Below are 18,200 nucleotides of genomic sequence, written 5' to 3'. Positions count from 1 at the left end.
GCGAAGCAATCCATGCCTCAACAAGTGAAAAAATGGATTGCCAAGGAGGAGAGACATGCATTTCATCACTCTCGACAGCGAAACCGACTTCAACGGCTGGCGCAAGGCCGCCCGCGCGCTGGCGTTAAACGATGTAAAACCTTCCGACGTGAACTGGCGCGTGGCTGATGATGCGCCCGAACTGTTCGCGCCGACGGCCCCGCCGCTCGAGCCGCCACATGGCACCTTCAACGTACCTGCCAAATTCGTCGAACAGGCAGAAGTCGCGATCCTGCACCGCAACCCCGAGCGGTTCGCCCTGCTCTACCGCCTGCTGTGGCGGTTGCGAACTCACCACGATCTGCTTGATATCGCAACCGATCCTGACGTGGCCGAGATCGCCGCGATGGCCAAGGCGGTGCGCCGCGACGAGCACAAGATGCATGCCTTTGTCCGCTTCCGCGAAGTCGGTCGCGAGCAGAAATCGCACTTCGTGGCCTGGTTCGAGCCGGAGCATCACATCGTCGAACTGGCCGCGCCCTTCTTCGCGCGCCGCTTCGCCGACATGCCCTGGTCGATCCTGACGCCGGATGCCTGCGCGCATTGGGACGGCCATGCCGTCTCGATCACGCCCGGTGTCGGCAAATCCGAAGCCCCTACCGCGGACCGCCTGGAGGAAACCTGGCGGCGCTACTACGCCTCAATCTTCAACCCGGCACGGCTGAAGGTGGCGGCGATGCGGAACGAGATGCCGAAGAAGTATTGGCGGAACCTGCCGGAGGCCTCGTTGATTAAACCCCTGATCGAAGGTGCCGGACGTACCGCAAGCGCGATGATCGCGAATGCGGCGACCGAACCGCACAAGGCGCAGAAGCGGCTGGAACCGCCCAAGAGAGACGACAAGAGAAGCGAAATGGCTCGCAAGCACGCCGGCGACGATATCGAAACCCTGCGCGAGGAAGCCGCCGATTGCCGCGCCTGCCCCCTCTACAAGGATGCCACCCAGACCGTGTTCGGCGAAGGCCCGCCAACCGCGCGGATCATGCTGGTCGGCGAGCAGCCGGGCGACAAGGAAGACCTCGCCGGAAAACCGTTCGTCGGGCCCGCGGGGCAGATGCTCGACCGCGCGCTGGAAGAAGCCGGGATCGACCGCCGTACGGTCTACGTCACCAATGCGGTGAAGCATTTCAAGTTCGTGCCGCGCGGAAAAATCCGCCTGCACCAGAAGCCCAACACGCCGGAGATCAAGGCGTGCCGGCCATGGTACGAACGCGAACTGGCCGCGATCAAACCCGAGCTGGTGGTAGCCATGGGCGCCACCGCGGCGCAAAGCGTGTTGGGAAAGATCACACCGATCAACAAGAACCGCGGACACCTGATCGATCTCGATGATGGAACCCGGGCGCTGGTGACCGTGCATCCGTCCTATCTGTTGCGATTGCCCGACGCCGATGCCAAGGCACGGGAATATCAGCGCTTCGTTCAAGACCTCAAGATCGCCGCCGACCTGCTGCGAAAATCAGAACAGGCGGCCTGAAGCCCGCCAATCCGGCAACCGCAATTTCTGTTGAGATATAACGGGGAAATTGACAATCGCATTTGCAACCATTAATTGATGGAGTACACAACCGCATTCTCAAGGGAATGTGGGGACGTCTGGTCACGCCATGATGCTCCCATACGGTCGACGCGCTGCGCGGTCCCCCTTCAGCCCCGGCGCCGTGCAGCGCGCGACCCACTTTCTTGCTGCCCGGTTACCGCATGACACGTGACGGCGCGCCAGCAATCGACAGCATCGCGCCCGCAAAGCCCCAACGATTCCAACAGGAAGTACCCGAACGGCCAAGGCCGACGCGCATTGCTGCGCGTGATCGCGCGATCCGACCGGCCGGCGCAACACCTGCGCCTGTCATCTAACCTTCAAGTCCCTCGGTCAAAGATGCCGTCTTCTCAAGCATATGACGACGGGGGGTCAGAATGACCGATATTGCACTCAATCCATCGATGGGCGACGAGGCGGCGCCTATCCAACCGGCCTCGCGGCCGAACCTCGACAAGGGGTTCAACCCCCTGACCATGATCCTGTTCTTCGGCATCCTCGCCGCCGGGCTGCTATACGTCGCCTACAGCATCTACGCCGACATCGACGCGACCGGCATGCGGGTCACCGCCTGGCTGCCCTATCTCCTGCTGTTCGTGGCGCTGCTGATCGCGCTTGGATTTGAATTCGTCAACGGTTTCCACGATACCGCCAACGCGGTCGCGACCGTGATCTACACCCATTCGCTGCCGGCGGAATTCGCCGTGATGTGGTCGGGCTTCTTCAATTTCCTCGGCGTGCTGCTGTCCTCGGGCGCGGTCGCCTTCGGCATCGTCTCGCTGTTGCCGGTGGAATTGATCCTGCAGGTCGGCAGCAGCGCCGGCTTCGCGATGGTGTTCGCGCTGCTGATTGCGGCCATCATCTGGAACCTCGGCACCTGGTATTTCGGCCTGCCGGCATCCTCTTCGCACACGCTGATCGGCTCGATCATCGGCGTCGGCATTGCCAACGCGCTGATGCGCGGCCGCGACGGCACCTCGGGTGTCGACTGGACCAAGGCAACCGAGATCGGTTACGCGCTTTTGCTGTCGCCGCTGTTCGGGTTCATCATGGCTGCGGTCCTGCTGCTGGTGCTGAAGTTCATCGTGCGCAATCCCGCCCTGTATGCCGCGCCTGAAGGCAACAAGCCGCCCCCGTTGTGGATCCGCGGCATCCTGATCGCGACCTGCACTGGCGTCAGCTTCGCGCACGGCTCCAACGACGGTCAGAAGGGCATGGGCCTGATCATGCTGATCCTGATCGGCACGGTGCCGACCGCCTACGCGCTGAACCGCGCGCTGCCGGAATCCCAGGTGGCGCAGTTCCAGACGATCTCGCAAGCCGCCTCCAAGGTGGTCGCCGCCAAAGGCGCCGGCCACAGCATCATCGGCGACCCGCGGCCCGCGGTGACGCAATACGTCGCCACCCGCCAGATCAGCGAAGGCACCTTTCCCTCGCTGGCCGTGCTGGTGAAGGACGTCGGCGAGCAGGTCCAGAAATACGGCTCGCTGAACAAGGTGCCGGCGGAAGCCGTCGGCAACACCCGCAACGACATGTACCTGACTTCCGAAGCGATCCGCTTCCTGATGAAGGACAAGGAAAGCGACCTGAGCAAGGAAGAGGTCGACACCCTCAAGGCCTACAAAGGCTCGCTCGACTCAGCCACCAAATTCATCCCGCTCTGGGTCAAGATCGCGGTAGCGATCGCGCTTGGGCTGGGCACCATGATCGGCTGGAAGCGCATTGTCGTCACCGTCGGCGAGAAGATCGGCAAGACGCATCTGACCTACGCGCAAGGCGCGTCCGCCGAACTGGTCGCCGCCGCCACGATCGGCGCCGCCGACATTTTCGGCCTGCCGGTTTCCACAACACATGTGCTGTCATCCGGCGTCGCCGGCACCATGGCGGCCAACGGTTCCGGCCTGCAGATGGCAACCATCCGCAATCTCCTGATGGCATGGGTGCTGACGCTGCCGGCCGCGATCTGCCTGTCGGCAGGCCTCTACGTGCTGTTCTCGAATCTGTTCTGAGTATCGGCGGTGCGGCAGGGTCGCTGCCATGCGGGCAGCCTCGACGGGTAGCGGAAGGCCGGAGCCAAACTCCGGCCTTCTGCTTTCTGCAAGGTGCCGTGTCCCGATTCCGCCGTCCGATATTCGCATTCACGCCACGCGACCCAACAGGTCCGCAGCCGGAGCCACCTATGACCACATCAATCCACGATCGCATCCACGCGGAAATGCTCGACAGTTTCGATGAGGAACTGGAGCTTGAAATCGACGACGATCGCCTCGATGCGCTGACCAACGAATTCTCCGACCATACCGCAAAAGAGACCGTCGACCGGCGCGTCTACTTCACGGAATTATTCCGCCTGCAGGGCGAACTGGTAAAATTGCAGACATGGGTGCAGCACCACAAGCTGAAAGTGGTGGTGATTTTTGAGGGCCGCGATTCCGCCGGCAAGGGCGGCGTCATCAAGCGCATCACCCAGAGGCTCAATCCGCGGGTTTGCCGCGTCGCGGCGCTGCCGGCGCCGAACGAGCGCGAGCGCACGCAATGGTATTTCCAGCGTTACGTTTCGCACCTGCCGGCCGGCGGCGAGATCGTGCTGTTCGATCGCAGCTGGTACAACCGCGCCGGCGTCGAGCGCGTGATGGGATTTTGCGCCGAAGACGATGTCAACGAATTCTTCCGCTCGGTGCCGGAATTCGAGCGCATGCTGGTGCGCTCCGGAATCATTCTGATCAAGTACTGGTTCTCCATTACCGACGAAGAGCAGCATTTGCGCTTCACCATGCGGATCCACGATCCTCTCAAGCAGTGGAAGCTCAGCCCGATGGACGTGGAAGCGCGCACCCGCTGGGAGCAATACACCAAGGCCAAGGAAGCGATGCTGGAGCACACCCACATTCCGGAAGCTCCCTGGCATGTGGTCGAGGCCGTCGACAAGAAGAAGGCGCGGCTGAACTGCATCGCGCACCTGCTCGAACAAATTCCCTACCAGGAAATCAGCCACGACCCGGTCGTTCTGCCGGCGCGGGTTCGCAACCCCGAATATAGCCGCGGACCGATACCGCCCGAATTGTACGTGCCGGCGCGCTACTGAGCGCGCCGCCCCGCAGCGTCGCGCGATTTCAGTAGTCGCGCTCGCGGTGCACGTCGTGGACCACGATGCCCATGCCTTGTTCGGGCAAGGCCAGCCAATCCCGTCGCTTCAGCGTCCGCCTTGTATCTTCCAGCCCGCTTTGCCAATGCTCGCGCATCGACGTGGCCGAGAATTCATGGTCCTTGGAATCGCCCTCATAGGCTTTCTGCTGATAGATCATCTGCAGAATGGTGATTTCGGGTAGGTCGGCGAGACGGTCCCGCAATGAGCGCTCATGCTCGCTGAGCCGGTCCTCCGGAACTTTTTGCAGCGCCTTGTGCAGATCGGTCTTCAGATTGTTCATCTGCTTGTAGACATCGGTATTGTGCCGCGTGCGGGACGAATAAACGATGTCCTTGTGCCTCGCCAACACCTCCTGGATATCGCGGGGCAAGGCGCCGCGGGCGCTGAACAGGTCGACCTGAAACACCAGCGAATTCATCTTGTCCTCCTGGTCCAGCAGATGCTGCAGAGGGGTGTTGGAAACGATGCCGCCATCCCAGAAGTGATCGGTGCCGATCTTGACCATCGGCAGCGCCGGCGGCAACGCCCCGCTCGCCATCACGTGTTCGGGGCCGATCACCTCGTTCTTGTTGTCGAAGTACAGGAAATTGCCGCTCAGTACATTCACGGCGCCGACCGCGAAATGAACCTTGCGCGAATTGATGAGATCGAAGTCGACCAGTTCGAGCAGTGTTTCGCGCAACGGACCGGTGTCGTAATAGCTGGTCGCGGTCTTGGCACCGGCGGGGCTGAACCACGGACTGACGTCGTGCGGCTTGAAGAAGCCGGGCTGCCCCAGCGTGGTCGTCAGGAACGTGCTCGTCAGGTTGCGGGCCTTGCGGTAGACGTCACCATCCGGCGTGTAGTGCCAGACCTTGCGCGCTGTGATGCGCTCCCAGAAGATTTGCAGTCGCTCCAGACGCTGCTCGCGCGGATTGCCCGCGATGATCGCCGAATTGATCGCGCCGATCGACACCCCGCACACCCAATCCGGCTCGATGCCGGCTTCGTGCAGCGCCTGGTAGACACCGACCTGGTAGGCGCCTAGCGCCCCGCCGCCCTGCAGCACCAGCGCGATCCGGTCGCAGCGATCCGGGCGCCAGCTTGGCGCGATGGAGCTGGCTGAATGTGGTGTGCGCGCGTCCATGGCAATACCTCATGAGAAACGAAATCAACGATCGCTAGCAGAATTCAGGGCAGCGGTGACACCGGTATGACAATGCTGGTCGTCGCGCTCACGCGCGTCTGCCGCTGTCACACGTCTGAAGAAAATTTCTCACATCGCTGTCGTCGATGGTCACTAGCAATTGCGCATTGCGGCCGGCGAGGCATCTGCAATCGCGTGGCCTCGTGCGCATTCATTCTCATCCGAAGAGCCATTGCCATGTTATCGGGAAAATCAGCCATCGTGACCGGTTCGACCAGCGGAATTGGTCTTGGCATTGCGCGCGGCCTCGCCGCCAGCGGCGCGAACGTCATGCTGAACGGGTTCGGCGACGCCGGAGAGATCGAGGCCATTCGCGGCGACCTCGCCAACGGTCATAACATCAAGGTGCTCTATAGCGGGGCCAACATGGCCGACGACGCTGAAATCACCGGCATGATCGCGCAGGCTGAGAATGCGTTCGGCGGCGTAGACATTCTGGTCAACAATGCCGGGATCCAGTACGTCGCCCCGATCGAGGAATTCCCGGTCGAGAAATGGAATGCGATCCTCGCCATCAACCTCTCCAGCGCATTCCATACCACGCGGCTTGCGGTGCCCGGGATGAAGAAGAAGTCCTGGGGCCGGATCGTCAACATCGCCTCGGCGCACGCGCTGGTCGCCTCACCCTTCAAGTCGGCCTACGTCGCCGCCAAGCACGGTATTGCCGGCCTGACCAAGACCGCCGCGCTCGAACTTGCCGAACATGGCATCACCGTCAATGCGGTCTGCCCCGGCTATGTCATGACGCCACTGGTGGAGAAGCAGATCCCCGAACAGGCCAAGGCGCGCGGCATCACCGAACAGCAGGTGATTTCCGACGTTCTGCTCGCAGCCCAGCCGACCAAGCGCTTCGTCACCGTGGAAGAGCTGTCGGCACTGGTGAACTTTCTCTGCACCGACCACGCCCGATCGATCACGGGGACCACGCTGCCGGTCGACGGCGGCTGGACCGCTCACTAGTTAAGGGGATTTTCGATGCGCAAGGCAGACGTGCTCAAGCTTCCGTCGATGCCGATGGCCGGTCCGAGTTATCCGGCGGGACCGTATCGCTTCGTCAACCGGGAATTCCTGGTCATCAGCTACGAGACCGATCCCGACCTGATCCGCGCCGGCCTGCCCGAGCCGCTGGAGCCGATCGATCAGCCCGTCGTGCACTACGAGTGGATCAAGATGCCTGATAGCTCCGGCTTCGGCAGCTACACCGAATCCGGCCTGGTGATCCCTGCCCGGCTCAATGGCGAAGAGGTCAATTTCGTCTCCCAGATGTATCTCGACGATGATCCGCCGATTGCCGCGGGCCGCGAGATCTGGGGTTTTCCGAAGAAATATGCGCACCCGAAGCTCGAGGTGGTCAAGGATACGCTGACCGGCACCCTCGAATATGCCGGCCAGCTCGTCGCCATGGGGACCATGGGCTACAAGCATGAAGCGATGGCGGGGAACGGCGAGATCACGCGCGCCACCCTGTCGAAGACCCAGATCAATCTCAAGCTGATCCCCGGTGTCGATGGCCGCGCGGAAGTCTGCCAGCTGGTCGCGATCAACCTGACCGATATCGTGGTCAAGGGGTCATGGATCGGCCCGGGCCGGCTTCACCTCGTGCCTCACGTCAACGCGCCGGTGGCCGATTTTCCGGTCCGGCGCGTCGTCGGCGCGCATCATTTTCTCGCCGATCTGACGCTGCCCTATGGCCGCGTGGTCTATGATTACAACAAGCAGGACGAAGACCTGGCACAAGCCGCGGAATAGGACGGGTGACACATTCCTGTAACCGGGATGTAATCCTATAGGACCTTATTGAGAATCCGGCGGGCTCGAAGGACTGCCTCGAAGCTGATTTTCGCTCTGGTGAACGTACCCGTGATTTCTGGCGTACGACAAAGTACTGCGGTGTGCGATGCGAGTTGATACGTCAGTTGCCGATGCCATCGCCGACAGCGACGTGGCGCGCTCGCCGCTCGTGTCGGCCCCGATCGCCGGCCTCGTCTGGGCGTTTCGCATCCATTCGGACGGCGTTCCGGAAGCGCTCCCGATCGACCGGCCGATCCCGTTTTCCCATGACGGGCTGCTCTGGCTGCATTTCAATCTGGCCGATGCCCGCGCGCTGCAGTGGCTGACGCCTGCCAATCTCGACGTTCCGACGCAGGCGCGTGCGCTGTTGCTGGCAAAGGACAATTACCAGCAGCTCCACACCGTCGATGACTGCGTCTACGGCGTGATCTCGGATCTGCTGCGCGACGTCGCCGATGCCACCGAGGACACCGGGTATCTCCGCTTCGTGATGACCGAGCAGATCCTGGTCAGTGGCCGGCATCATGCACTGTGCGCGGTCGACGCCACCCGCCGTGCGCTCGAGGCCGGCCATCGCATCGAAAGCGCGGCCGCGCTCTTGGAGACCATCGTCGAACATGTCGCCAACACCATGGACGGCATTGCCGATCGTGTGGCGCAGGCGCTCGACGAGGTCGAGGAAAAGGTGCTGTCGGACAGCGCGACGGACCAGCGTCAGAACCTCGGCCGCCTGCGGCGCACCTGCGCCCGCCTGCACCGGCAATTGTCGGGCTTGCGGATCGTGTTTCACCGGTTTGAGCACCGGCATCTCGACGATCTGAAGCCTGTCTTGCGGCTCCGCGCCGGCAAGCTCGCCCAGCGCCTCGATGGCCTCGACCACACCATCGTCGAGATGCGCGAGCGCAGCCGGCTGCTGCAGGAAGAGCTTCACCTGAAAATCGAGGAACAGGGCAACGACAATATCAGGGTGCTCTCGGTGCTGACGGCGCTGCTGATGCCGCCGACGCTCGTCACCGGCATTTTCGGCATGAACACCAAGGGGCTGCCGTTCACCGATCTCGAAACAGCTTTCCTGTGGGCATCCCTGCTGATGGTTCTGTCGTCGCTTGCCGCCTATTTCATCATGAAGCGCATCGGGATTATCAGATAGCCTGGTCACGGGCGGGGCCACGCGGATGCTCAGGTTGTGCAGATTGTCGGTGGCGGCGTGCGTTGTGAGCGCCACGGCGAGCACAAGCGCATACGCCGGCGCCAAGGACGAAAATGCCGCCGAATGGCTGGCCCCGAAATGGCTCAACGAGTGGCATGACGGGCTGGCGGCCAAGGGACTGAATTTCGGCGCCACCTGGATCGGCGACAACATCACCAATGTCTCGGGCGGCACCGGGCGCGGCGCCATCCATTTCGGCCGGTTCGATCTCTCCGTCGATGGCGACCTCGAGAAACTGGTCGGCTGGACCGACGGCAAATTTTACGTCAACGCGCTCGGCCTCTACGGCCGCGGCCTGTCACGCAATTACATCCACAACCTCGCCACCATCAGCGAGATCGAGGCCCTGCCCGAGGCGCGCCTTTACAATGCGTATTTCGAGCAGGGCTTCTACAACAATGCGCTGAACTTCAGGATCGGGCAGCAGGCGGCCGACGTCGAGTTCTTCGACAGCCAGACCGACGATCTCTTCATCAACGGAACGTTCGGCTGGCCGGCCAACAAGGCCAACAATCTTCCCTCCGGCGGGCCGGCGCCGCCGATCGCGGTGCCCGGCATTCGCGTCAAGGCCACCCTGTCGGACCAGGTCACGGTGTTCGGCGCCGTGTTCAACGGCAATGCGGCGCGGCCGGGCGAAGGCGACCCGCAGCTTCGCGACAATCACGGCCTGGCGTTCCGGGTCAACGATCCGCCGTGGCTGATCGGACAGGTGCGCTGGAGCTATGACCTCGACTTCGGCAGAGGTCCGCTGGCCGGCAATTTCACGCCGGGCGGCTGGTATCATACCGGGCAGTTCGACGATCAGCGCTTCACCGCGCAAGGCGCCTCGATTGCCGATCCCAGCGGAACCGGTATTGCCGCAAAACTTCGCGGCAATTTTGGAATCTTCGCCGTGGTCGAGCAGACGCTGTACCGACCAGCGTCGGTGACCGAAAAAGGCGTGTCGGCCTCGGTACCCGGGGTGACGGCATTTGCGCGGATCGCCTACAGCCCGCCGGATCGCAACCTGATCGACCTCTATCTCGACGGCGGCATTGGCCTCAGCGGTCTGGTCTCCGGTCGCCCGCTCGACCGGTTCGGGATGGCGGTGGCCTATATGCGAATTTCAAATTCGGCGCGAAACCTCGATCGCGACAGCCAATTTTTCGCCGGCCTGCCGAGCCCGGTGCGCAGCAATGAGACGCTGATTGAGCTGATCTACGAGGCCCATCTCAAGCCCGGCTGGCTGCTGGCCCCGTATTTTCAATATGTGTTTCGTCCGTCCGGCGGGATCCCGAATCCGAACGATCCGACCGGCCTGTCACGGATCGGCGACGCCGCGGTGTTCGGCGTGACCACCACGCTTAGATATTAAGAACCGCATCTTCACGTCCTGGCTGAGCGGCAAATAAAGAAGGCCCGCACTGGAGATACGGGCCTTCCTTGGCATGTATTCGAATTAACGTGCGATCGAAGCTTGAGGGCGTCGGAGAAGCCTTACGCCGCCGCCAGCTTGTTCTCGACCAGCTTGATCCAGTACGAGGTGCCGTACACGATCGCCTCGTCGTTGAAATCATAGGCGGGGTGATGGAGCCCAGCGCTATCGCCATTGCCGCAGAAGATGAAGGCGCCCGGCCGCGCTTCCAGCATGTAGGAAAAATCTTCCGCGCCCATCAGCGGCGGCATGTCGTGGACGTTCTGGGCGCCGGCGACGTCCCTGGCCACCTGGGTGGCGAAGTCAGTCTGGTCGGCATGGTTCTTGGTGACGGGATAGCCGCGCTCGTAAACCAGATCGACCTTGGCGCCCGTCATTTTGGCTACGCCTTCGCAAATCTCCCGGACCCGCTTCTCGACCGTTTCGCGGACTTCCGGCGTCAGCGTCCGCACGGTGCCACGGAGTTCGGCGGTCTGCGGGATCACGTTGCGGGCGTTGCCGGCATGGAACTCGCAGATCGAGATCACGGCGGAGTCCAGCGGATCGATGGTCCGCGAGACGATCGATTGCAGGGCGGTGATCAGCTGCGAACCGACCAGCACGGAATCGATGCACTTGTTGGGGCGCGCGGCGTGGCCGCCGAGCCCTTCGATCCTGATATCGATCGAGTCGGTCGCGGCCATCACCGGGCCGGACCGGATGGCGAAGGAGCCGACCGGAATCCCCGGGCCATTGTGCATGCCGTAGACCTGCTCGATGCCGAACCGGTCCATCAGCCCATCCTTGATCATGGCGTCGGCGCCCGCACCGCCCTCCTCGGCCGGCTGGAAGATCACGACCGCGTCGCCGGCGAAATTCCGGGTCTCGGCCAGATAGCGGGCCGCGCCCAGCAGCATCGCGGTGTGACCGTCATGGCCGCAGGCGTGCATCAGGCCCGGCGTTTTGGAAGAATGAGGCAGATTGGTCGCTTCCTCGATCGGCAGCGCATCCATGTCGGCGCGAAGCCCGATCACCTTGATTTCGCCCTTGCCGGGCTGCTTGCCCTTGATGACACCGACGACGCCGGTGCGGCCGAGACCGGTGGCGACTTCGTCGCAGCCGAATTCGCGCAGACGGTCTGCCACGAATGCTGCGGTGCGGTGGACTTCGTAGAGCAATTCGGGATTTTCATGGATATCACGGCGCCAGGCCTGGATATCGGGTTGCAGATCGGCGACGCGGTTAACGATGGGCATAGGAATTCTGGCCTCAAAGGTTGGGAACGCTAGGGCTTCTGTAGCATGCAAGCGGCGGTCCACCCAGCACTCTGCCGCAAGGCCGCCATCCAGCCATGAACTCGGACCGGCCAGAGCCTAAAGACCCGGCGAAGCGGGTGGCACCAGGGGTTTGGCGACGCCAAAGTAAAGTGCCGGCACGGCCCTGCAGGTCAAAGGCGTCTCAACTCTTCCAGGGGTTACCGCCCTAGGCGTGGCTGACGTTCCCGGCGCGCAAGTTCGGCAACAGGAAAATCAGCGGGAGTGCGAGCGGACCGATAAATGCGGCAACCCAGGCCCACACCTTGAAGCTGCGTCCTCGGCGCTCGGCAATTCGACCGGCGGGATAGATCGAAGCCACAAAAACGACCAGGGTAAGGACGTCCATGATGCACGCTCCACGTTGCCTCACGATGAGGCTGGTCGCGGGGCGACCGGCCGTCAAGCCCCTCACGCATCCGGCGGCGATGAAATGCCGGTGAACGGCCTCACGCGGCCAGCGTGTTCTCGACCAGCTTGATCCAGTAAGAGGTGCCGAACACGAGTGCCTCGTCGTTGAAATTGTAGGCGGGGTGATGCAGCCCTGCACTGTCGCCGTTGCCGCAGAAGATCAACGCACCCGGCCGCTGCTCCAGCATGAAGGCGAAATCTTCGCCGGCCATCAGCGGCGGCATCTCATGCACATTGGCATCGCCGGCGATGTCTCTGGCTGCCCGCGTCGCGACATCGGTCTGCCCGACATGGTTGACCGTCACCGGATAGCCGCGATCGTAGGTCAGATCGATTTTGGCGCCGGTGATCTGCGCCACGCCGGCGACGACTTCGCGGACGCGCCTTTCCACCATCTTCCGCACGTCGCCGTTCAGGGTGCGGACGGTGCCGGTCAGGACAGCGGTGTGCGGAATCACGTTGCGGGCATTGCCGGCGTGAAACTCGCACATCGAAATCACCGCCGATTCCAGCGGATCAACGCTGCGCGAGACAATCGACTGCAGCGCCGTGATCAACTGCGCGCCGACAAGGACGGAATCGATGCTCTTGTGCGGCTGGGCAGCGTGCCCGCCGAGCCCCTCGATCTTGACGACGACGGCATCGCCGCCGGCCATGATCGGACCGGGCCGAAGCGCGAACGAGCCTACCGGAATGCCCGGACCGTTATGCATGCCGTAGACCTGCTCGATTCCGAAACGGTCCATCAGCCCGTCCTTGATCATCGCAACCGCACCCGCACCGCCCTCTTCGGCCGGCTGGAAGATCACGACCGCTTTGCCTGCGAAATTGCGGGTCTCGGCGAGATAGCGCGCCGCACCCAACAGCATCGCGGTGTGGCCATCATGGCCGCAGGCGTGCATCAAGCCTTTCGCTTTGGATGCGTAGGGCAGATTGGTCGCCTCCTCGATCGGCAGCGCGTCCATATCCGCCCGCAGCCCGATGACCTGCACGTCACCCCTGCCGGCAGGCTTGCCGCCCTTGATGACGCCGACGACGCCGGTGCGCCCTATGCCGGTAATGACCTCGTCGCAGCCGAATTCCCGCAACCGGTCCGCTACCAATGCCGCAGTGCGGTGCACGTCGTAGAGCAGTTCCGGGTGTTCATGAATATCCCGGCGCCAGGCCTGGATGTCGGGTTGAAACTCGGCGACACGATTGACGATGGGCATGGAGATGACAGGCTTTCCGGGTTGAACGCTTCTGCCCCTGTAGCATGCAAGGGGCGGTCCAACCAACGCATCGAGGCCCCCCGCCTCACCGTCAAGGCCGGGCTTGTCCCGGCCGTCCGCGTCTGACTATTAGGACGGAAAGGACGTTAAGGGTGGAAACCGAAGATGCCGCGAAGGCTTGAGGGTGATTTCGACTATATCGTGGTTGGCGCAGGGACCGCCGGTTGCATCATGGCCAACCGGCTGTCGGCCGACCCAAAAAATCGCGTGCTGATCCTGGAGGCCGGCGGCAACGACAATTGGATCTGGTTTCACATCCCGGTCGGCTACCTCTTCGCGATCGGCAATCCCCGCTCGGACTGGATGTTCAGGACCGAGGCGGAACCCGGGCTCAACGGTCGGTCACTGGCCTATCCGCGCGGCAAGGTGATCGGCGGCTCCTCCGCCATCAACGCCATGATCTCGATGCGGGGGCAGTCCGCCGATTATGACCACTGGCGGCAGCTCGGCCTCACCGGCTGGGGCTATGACGACGTACTGCCGCTGTTCAAGCGGCTCGAAGACCATTTTCTGGGCGACAGCAAACATCACGGCACCGGCGGCGGCTGGCGCATCGAGGCGCCGCGGCTGTCGTGGGCCATTCTCGACGCGGTCGGCGACGCCGCCGAGGAAATGGGCATCAAGCGCATCGCCGATTTCAACACCGGCGACAATGAAGGCACGAGCTATTTCCACGTCAACCAGAAGCGCGGCCGGCGCTGGTCTTCGGCGCGCGGCTTCCTCAAGCCGGTGCTGAACCGCGGCAATTTGCGGCTGGAAAAGAACGTGCTGGTGGATCGCCTCATCATCGAGAACGGCCGCGCCGTCGGCGTGCGCTTCATGCAAGGCAATGAGGTGGTCGAGGCGCGCACCCGGGGCGAAGTCGTTCTGTGTGCGGGGTCGATCGGTTCGACCCAGGTGCTGCAGCGATCCGGCATCGGACCGGCCGACTGGCTGTCGCCGCTTGGCATCGATGTCGTGCTCGACAAGCAAGGCGTCGGCCGCAACCTGCAGGACCATCTGCAGCAGCGCGCGATCTACAAGGTCGAGGGTATCCGCACCCTGAACGAGACCTACTACAATCTGATCCGGCGCGGCATGATGGGGCTCGATTATGCCTTCCGCCGCCGCGGACCGCTGACCATGGCGCCGTCGCAGCTCGGCATCTTCACACGCTCCGATCCACGCCGCGAGCGGGCCAATATCCAGTTCCACGTGCAGCCGCTGTCGCTCGACAAGTTCGGCGATCCCCTGCACCGCTTTCCCGCCATCACCGTCAGCGCCTGCAACCTGCGGCCGACGTCGCGCGGCACCGTGCGCATCCGCTCTGCGAAAGCGAACGAGGCCCCATCGATCGCGCCGAATTATCTCTCGACCGACGACGATCGCCAGGTCGCCGCCGACGCCATCCGCACCACGCGACGGCTGATGAAGCAGAAGCGGCTCGAACAATTTCACCCGCAGGAATATCTCCCTGGCCCCGCCGTCGGCGACGACGACGCCTCACTGGCGAAAGCCGCCGGCGATATCGGCACCACGATCTTTCATCCGGTGGGGACCGCGAAGATGGGGACGGCCACCGATCCCGCAGCCGTGGTCGACGAGCGCCTGCGCTTCCACGGCATCGCGGGACTGCGCGTCGCCGATGCGTCTGTCATGCCGACGATCACATCGGGGAATACCAACACGCCGACGGCGATGATCGCGGAGAAAGGTGCGGCGATGATTCTGGAGGATGCGCGATAGTCCCTCCCATGACGAACCCCAAACGGATTTCGGTCGGACCTGTCGGCGAACACATCACACTTGCCCGATGGGGCGAGGACGGCTCGAGCAAACCGCCCGCGCTGCTGTTGCACGGCACCGGCTTTGTCGCCGAGGTCTGGGATGAGGTCGCCCGTGAACTGGCGTCGCGTTACACCGTCTATGCGCTCGACCGCCGCGGCCATGGCGACAGTCACAAGCCGGCGGCAGACTGCTATCATTTCCAGGATTTCGCCGAGGATGTGTGTCGGGTGATCGAGGCGCTCGACCTGTCGGACATATTTGGCATCGGCCACAGCGCCGGCGCCACCGATCTCCTGCTCGCGGCGAAACTTTTGCCCAAGCGCTTTTCGCGCCTGTTCGTGATGGAGCCGACCGTCATGGATCCGCGTGCTGCCCGCGCCGACGGATTGAGCGACAGGTCGACGGCCGCCGTGCAGAGCGTGCTGCGCCGCCAGGCCGAGTTCGACAGCGCCGAGACGGTGTTCCAGCGCTATCGCGCTGCGCCTGCATTTGCGACGTGGTCCGAGACCTCGCTCCGGGCCTACATCCGGCATGGCTTTGCCCCTGTGGGGGACGGCCGGGTACGGCTGCTCTGCACGCCTGAGATCGAGTCCGCCATTACCCTTCCGATTTGTGAGGCGATGGAGCAGGTCTACACCGGAGATCACCGCGGCAATCCTTTCGCGTGGCTGACTGAGATCGACTGCCCGGTCTGCGTCGCGACGACCGAACAATCATGGCCGATCTATAAAATGATGGCGTCACGGGCCGTGGCGCTGATTCCGCACGTCAGCGAATGGAGTTTTGCCGGCGTCGGTCACTGCGTCGGCCAGGAGGATCCAAAACTCCTGCTTGGTGCCCTGCAAATATTCGAAGCGAAACACCGCTAGATCCATCCGGCGCAGTTCTCCAACTTCTTGTCAGCGCTTTACGCAGGGCGCCCACCGGCTGAAATTTTCGCATGCACGCGCGCTGAAAGCGCAAGATCATCGTTGGTGGCGTACAATTCCAGGAAGGGAATGTTTGTCGTGACGACAATCCGATCCCGCCACTGATCGATCAGTTCGGCCAGCTCCCTTGTTTCCAGCGGATCGAGTTCCTGGCTCATATGATAATATCCGACGAGGTAGAGTTTCGTCCGAGCTACGCCGATGCTTTTTTGGATCAGCGCGAATGGGTCTTCGCCCCGGATATTCTGCGGGTAGACCGGAAAATAGATACGGCCGGTATTCCTGGTGCCCTGAAAAGGCCCTTTCAGGCAAACGGATATCGAACCAATCGCATCCAATCGATCTCGAACCGCCGCCGCACAACGATCGAGGTCTGCCTCCGAGATGCCGCTGGCAAGCGTCGCGTGCAACCTTGATCGGCGCAATTCGCAGATTTCCCACGCAATCTTTGGCGCAAAGCCCGATGACTTCATGGCGAGCTCAAGCGCCTGAACCTCATCCGATTCGAGAAAGGCGTCCGCGGAAATTGGCATCACCAGCGCATAGCGCGCTTTCTCATAGGTGCCGTTTCGATAGTCGTGACCTTCAACCGCGCTGATAACGGCGGGATGTCCGGCATTGATCAGCGGAAGGTGCGCGAGCCGGTACCCCTCGTCGAAGGCGACACCTTCGTCGGGCTGAAATATCTTTCGCGCCGACCGATAGGCCATCATCGAGTCGTCGCAATAGGTAATTGGCATGCATCACTGCTCCGCCGGCCGCCGGTAAAACTAAGGCATTAAACATTCACGAAGACGTTATCGCTCGGCGAGCGTCCGCCGCAACATCCGGGAATAAACCCCGCCTCCCCCCGATCACGTCCCTGCAAGCCCAATCAAGGGCTCAGGGAGATTTGCCATGAGCGATCACGACCACCACGGGGACGGTGTCAGCCGACGCAAGGTCCTGGAATGCATGACCTGGGCCGGCACCGGCGTGCTCTGGACCATTACCGGCGGCGTGCCGCGCTCGCTCGGCATTGTCGACTCGGCGCTGGCTGCCGAGCCCGCCGGGATGACCTTCCTGCAGATCAGCGACAGCCATGTCGGCTTCGACAAGCCGGCCAATCCCAATGCGATCGGCACGCTGGAGGAAGCCATCAACAAGATCAATGCGATGCCGAAGAAACCATTGTTCATGATCCACACCGGCGACATCACGCATCTGTCGAAGGTCAAGGAGTTCGACGACGCCGATCGCATCATCTCGCAGGCCAAGCTCGACGTGCATTACGTGCCGGGCGAGCACGACATCATTGACGAGGAGGTCAAGCTCTACAAGGAGCGCTACGGCCGCGGCACCAAGGGCGGTGGCTGGTATTCTTTCGACGCCGGCGGCGTGCATTTCGTCGGCCTCGTCAATGTCGCAAACCTCAAAGGCGGCGGCCTCGGCAGTCTCGGCGACGACCAGCTCGAATGGCTGGAGGACGACCTGAAGGGGAAGTCGAAATCCACGCCGGTCGTGCTGTTTGCCCATATCCCGCTATGGACGGTCTATCCGCAATGGGGCTGGGGCACCGATGACGGCGCGCGCGCGCTGGAATACGTCAAAGGCTTCGGCTCGGTCACGGTGCTGAACGGCCACATTCACCAGGTGATGCAGAAGGTCGAGGGCAACGTCACCTTCCACACCGCGCGTTCGACCGCGTTCCCGCAGCCGGCGCCGGGCACAGCCCCCTCGCCCGGGCCGATGAAGGTCGAGGACGCCAAGCTGCGAAGTTTGCTCGGGGTTGCCAGCATCAACTTCAAGCAGGGCAATGAACGCCTTGCGATCATCGATACGCCGCTGCAGGGCTGAAGAGGATATTGGCAATGCATTCGATCAATCGCCGCGACTTCGGCATCGCCGTGGTCGCGGCCATGCTCCTCCCTGTCGGCGCCGCCCGCGCGGAGGACATGGCTGTCCACATCGATAACTTCGTGTTTGAGCCGGCCCAGCTCACGGTCAAGGTCGGCCAGACCGTGACCTGGACCAACCGCGACGACATCCCCCACACCGTGGTCTGCGCCGGCAAGTTCAGGTCCAAGACGATGGACACCGACGGCACCTTCTCGTTCACGTTCACGGCACCCGGCGAATACAAATATTTTTGTTCGCTGCACCCGCATATGACAGGGGCGGTGAAGGTTGAGTAACGCGCCAAACCAAGGCATCACAGCCCTG

The 18,200-nt window shown here is 62.7% G+C and carries 16 protein-coding genes; 11 read left to right on the top strand and 5 right to left on the bottom strand.

Annotated features, from left to right (window positions below; translation table 11 throughout):
- The first annotated feature begins 55 nt into the window (after nucleotides 1–55).
- The 3 genes from ACPPVP_RS14705 (at nucleotide 56) to ppk2 (ending at nucleotide 4,664) form a co-directional block, all read left to right on the top strand.
- The gene (locus ACPPVP_RS14705; RefSeq protein WP_426535388.1) at nucleotides 56–1,516 is read left to right on the top strand and encodes a UdgX family uracil-DNA binding protein; all 1,461 of its coding nucleotides are present in this window, start codon (nucleotides 56–58) and stop codon (nucleotides 1,514–1,516) included.
- Nucleotides 1,517–1,956: 440 nt separating this feature from the next.
- Nucleotides 1,957–3,588: an inorganic phosphate transporter gene (locus ACPPVP_RS14700; protein WP_426535386.1), complete on the top strand. Its 1,632-nt coding sequence runs from the start codon at nucleotides 1,957–1,959 to the stop codon at nucleotides 3,586–3,588.
- Between the two features lie 170 nt (nucleotides 3,589–3,758).
- Entirely contained in the window at nucleotides 3,759–4,664 is a 906-nt protein-coding gene (gene ppk2, locus ACPPVP_RS14695; RefSeq protein ID WP_426535384.1) for a polyphosphate kinase 2, read from the top strand.
- Between the two features lie 28 nt (nucleotides 4,665–4,692).
- On the opposite strand, the gene ACPPVP_RS14690 is transcribed toward ppk2, so the two are convergent.
- Nucleotides 4,693–5,853, bottom strand: a complete 1,161-nt coding sequence (locus tag ACPPVP_RS14690) for a patatin-like phospholipase family protein (protein ID WP_426535382.1) — start codon at nucleotides 5,851–5,853, stop codon at nucleotides 4,693–4,695.
- A gap of 237 nt (nucleotides 5,854–6,090) precedes the next feature.
- Here ACPPVP_RS14690 and ACPPVP_RS14685 point away from each other — a divergent pair, with 237 nt between their 5' ends.
- The 4 genes from ACPPVP_RS14685 (at nucleotide 6,091) to ACPPVP_RS14670 (ending at nucleotide 10,268) form a co-directional block, all read left to right on the top strand.
- Entirely contained in the window at nucleotides 6,091–6,873 is a 783-nt protein-coding gene (locus ACPPVP_RS14685) for a 3-hydroxybutyrate dehydrogenase (protein WP_426535380.1), read from the top strand.
- A gap of 15 nt (nucleotides 6,874–6,888) precedes the next feature.
- The gene (locus ACPPVP_RS14680) at nucleotides 6,889–7,662 is read left to right on the top strand and encodes an acetoacetate decarboxylase (protein WP_426535378.1); all 774 of its coding nucleotides are present in this window, start codon (nucleotides 6,889–6,891) and stop codon (nucleotides 7,660–7,662) included.
- A gap of 148 nt (nucleotides 7,663–7,810) precedes the next feature.
- Entirely contained in the window at nucleotides 7,811–8,854 is a 1,044-nt protein-coding gene (locus ACPPVP_RS14675) for a transporter (protein ID WP_426535376.1), read from the top strand.
- Between the two features lie 64 nt (nucleotides 8,855–8,918).
- Nucleotides 8,919–10,268 carry a carbohydrate porin gene (locus tag ACPPVP_RS14670; RefSeq protein ID WP_426535374.1) on the top strand — a complete coding sequence of 450 codons (1,350 nt, stop codon included), beginning with the start codon at nucleotides 8,919–8,921 and terminating at the stop codon, nucleotides 10,266–10,268.
- 122 nt (nucleotides 10,269–10,390) lie between these two features.
- On the opposite strand, the gene ACPPVP_RS14665 is transcribed toward ACPPVP_RS14670, so the two are convergent.
- The 3 genes from ACPPVP_RS14665 to ACPPVP_RS14655 all read right to left on the bottom strand — a co-directional run bounded on the left by ACPPVP_RS14665 (nucleotide 10,391) and on the right by ACPPVP_RS14655 (nucleotide 13,242).
- A complete protein-coding gene (locus ACPPVP_RS14665) occupies nucleotides 10,391–11,563 on the bottom strand; it encodes a M20 aminoacylase family protein (protein ID WP_426535372.1) in 1,173 nt (390 codons plus the stop codon).
- Between the two features lie 226 nt (nucleotides 11,564–11,789).
- Nucleotides 11,790–11,969, bottom strand: a complete 180-nt coding sequence (locus ACPPVP_RS14660; protein WP_426535370.1) for a hypothetical protein — start codon at nucleotides 11,967–11,969, stop codon at nucleotides 11,790–11,792.
- 100 nt (nucleotides 11,970–12,069) lie between these two features.
- The gene (locus ACPPVP_RS14655) at nucleotides 12,070–13,242 is read right to left on the bottom strand and encodes a M20 aminoacylase family protein (protein WP_426535368.1); all 1,173 of its coding nucleotides are present in this window, start codon (nucleotides 13,240–13,242) and stop codon (nucleotides 12,070–12,072) included.
- A 165-nt stretch (nucleotides 13,243–13,407) separates the two neighbouring features.
- Between ACPPVP_RS14655 and ACPPVP_RS14650 the strand changes: the two genes are divergently transcribed.
- Nucleotides 13,408–15,027: a GMC family oxidoreductase gene (locus ACPPVP_RS14650; RefSeq protein WP_426535366.1), complete on the top strand. Its 1,620-nt coding sequence runs from the start codon at nucleotides 13,408–13,410 to the stop codon at nucleotides 15,025–15,027.
- A gap of 8 nt (nucleotides 15,028–15,035) precedes the next feature.
- Nucleotides 15,036–15,938, top strand: a complete 903-nt coding sequence (locus tag ACPPVP_RS14645) for an alpha/beta fold hydrolase (RefSeq protein ID WP_426535364.1) — start codon at nucleotides 15,036–15,038, stop codon at nucleotides 15,936–15,938.
- 38 nt (nucleotides 15,939–15,976) lie between these two features.
- On the opposite strand, the gene ACPPVP_RS14640 is transcribed toward ACPPVP_RS14645, so the two are convergent.
- Entirely contained in the window at nucleotides 15,977–16,708 is a 732-nt protein-coding gene (locus tag ACPPVP_RS14640) for a hypothetical protein (protein ID WP_426535362.1), read from the bottom strand.
- A 187-nt stretch (nucleotides 16,709–16,895) separates the two neighbouring features.
- On the opposite strand from ACPPVP_RS14640, the gene ACPPVP_RS14635 reads away from it, so the two are divergent.
- Entirely contained in the window at nucleotides 16,896–17,834 is a 939-nt protein-coding gene (locus ACPPVP_RS14635; RefSeq protein WP_426535360.1) for a metallophosphoesterase family protein, read from the top strand.
- Between the two features lie 14 nt (nucleotides 17,835–17,848).
- A complete protein-coding gene (locus tag ACPPVP_RS14630) occupies nucleotides 17,849–18,172 on the top strand; it encodes a cupredoxin domain-containing protein (protein WP_426535358.1) in 324 nt (107 codons plus the stop codon).
- Nucleotides 18,173–18,200: the final 28 nt, after the last annotated feature.

The sequence above is a fragment of the Bradyrhizobium sp. McL0615 genome (assembly GCF_049993905.1).
GTDB lineage: Bacteria > Pseudomonadota > Alphaproteobacteria > Rhizobiales > Xanthobacteraceae > Bradyrhizobium.
The sequence above is the reverse complement of the archived record's forward strand: the minus strand, read 5'-3'. Positions and strand labels throughout refer to the sequence as shown.

What these genes read in the sequence shown, in the direction of transcription:
- ACPPVP_RS14705 (WP_426535388.1), top strand. Translation starts at nt 56, where the DNA reads ATGCATTTCATCACTCTCGACAGCGAAACCGACTTCAACGGCTGGCGC.
- ACPPVP_RS14700 (WP_426535386.1), top strand. Translation starts at nt 1,957, where the DNA reads ATGACCGATATTGCACTCAATCCATCGATGGGCGACGAGGCGGCGCCT.
- ppk2 (WP_426535384.1), top strand. Translation starts at nt 3,759, where the DNA reads ATGACCACATCAATCCACGATCGCATCCACGCGGAAATGCTCGACAGT.
- ACPPVP_RS14690 (WP_426535382.1), bottom strand. Translation starts at nt 5,853, where the DNA reads ATGGACGCGCGCACACCACATTCAGCCAGCTCCATCGCGCCAAGCTGG.
- ACPPVP_RS14685 (WP_426535380.1), top strand. Translation starts at nt 6,091, where the DNA reads ATGTTATCGGGAAAATCAGCCATCGTGACCGGTTCGACCAGCGGAATT.
- ACPPVP_RS14680 (WP_426535378.1), top strand. Translation starts at nt 6,889, where the DNA reads ATGCGCAAGGCAGACGTGCTCAAGCTTCCGTCGATGCCGATGGCCGGT.
- ACPPVP_RS14675 (WP_426535376.1), top strand. Translation starts at nt 7,811, where the DNA reads ATGCGAGTTGATACGTCAGTTGCCGATGCCATCGCCGACAGCGACGTG.
- ACPPVP_RS14665 (WP_426535372.1), bottom strand. Translation starts at nt 11,563, where the DNA reads ATGCCCATCGTTAACCGCGTCGCCGATCTGCAACCCGATATCCAGGCC.
- ACPPVP_RS14660 (WP_426535370.1), bottom strand. Translation starts at nt 11,969, where the DNA reads ATGGACGTCCTTACCCTGGTCGTTTTTGTGGCTTCGATCTATCCCGCC.
- ACPPVP_RS14655 (WP_426535368.1), bottom strand. Translation starts at nt 13,242, where the DNA reads ATGCCCATCGTCAATCGTGTCGCCGAGTTTCAACCCGACATCCAGGCC.
- ACPPVP_RS14650 (WP_426535366.1), top strand. Translation starts at nt 13,408, where the DNA reads ATGCCGCGAAGGCTTGAGGGTGATTTCGACTATATCGTGGTTGGCGCA.
- ACPPVP_RS14645 (WP_426535364.1), top strand. Translation starts at nt 15,036, where the DNA reads ATGACGAACCCCAAACGGATTTCGGTCGGACCTGTCGGCGAACACATC.
- ACPPVP_RS14640 (WP_426535362.1), bottom strand. Translation starts at nt 16,708, where the DNA reads ATGGCCTATCGGTCGGCGCGAAAGATATTTCAGCCCGACGAAGGTGTC.
- ACPPVP_RS14635 (WP_426535360.1), top strand. Translation starts at nt 16,896, where the DNA reads ATGAGCGATCACGACCACCACGGGGACGGTGTCAGCCGACGCAAGGTC.
- ACPPVP_RS14630 (WP_426535358.1), top strand. Translation starts at nt 17,849, where the DNA reads ATGCATTCGATCAATCGCCGCGACTTCGGCATCGCCGTGGTCGCGGCC.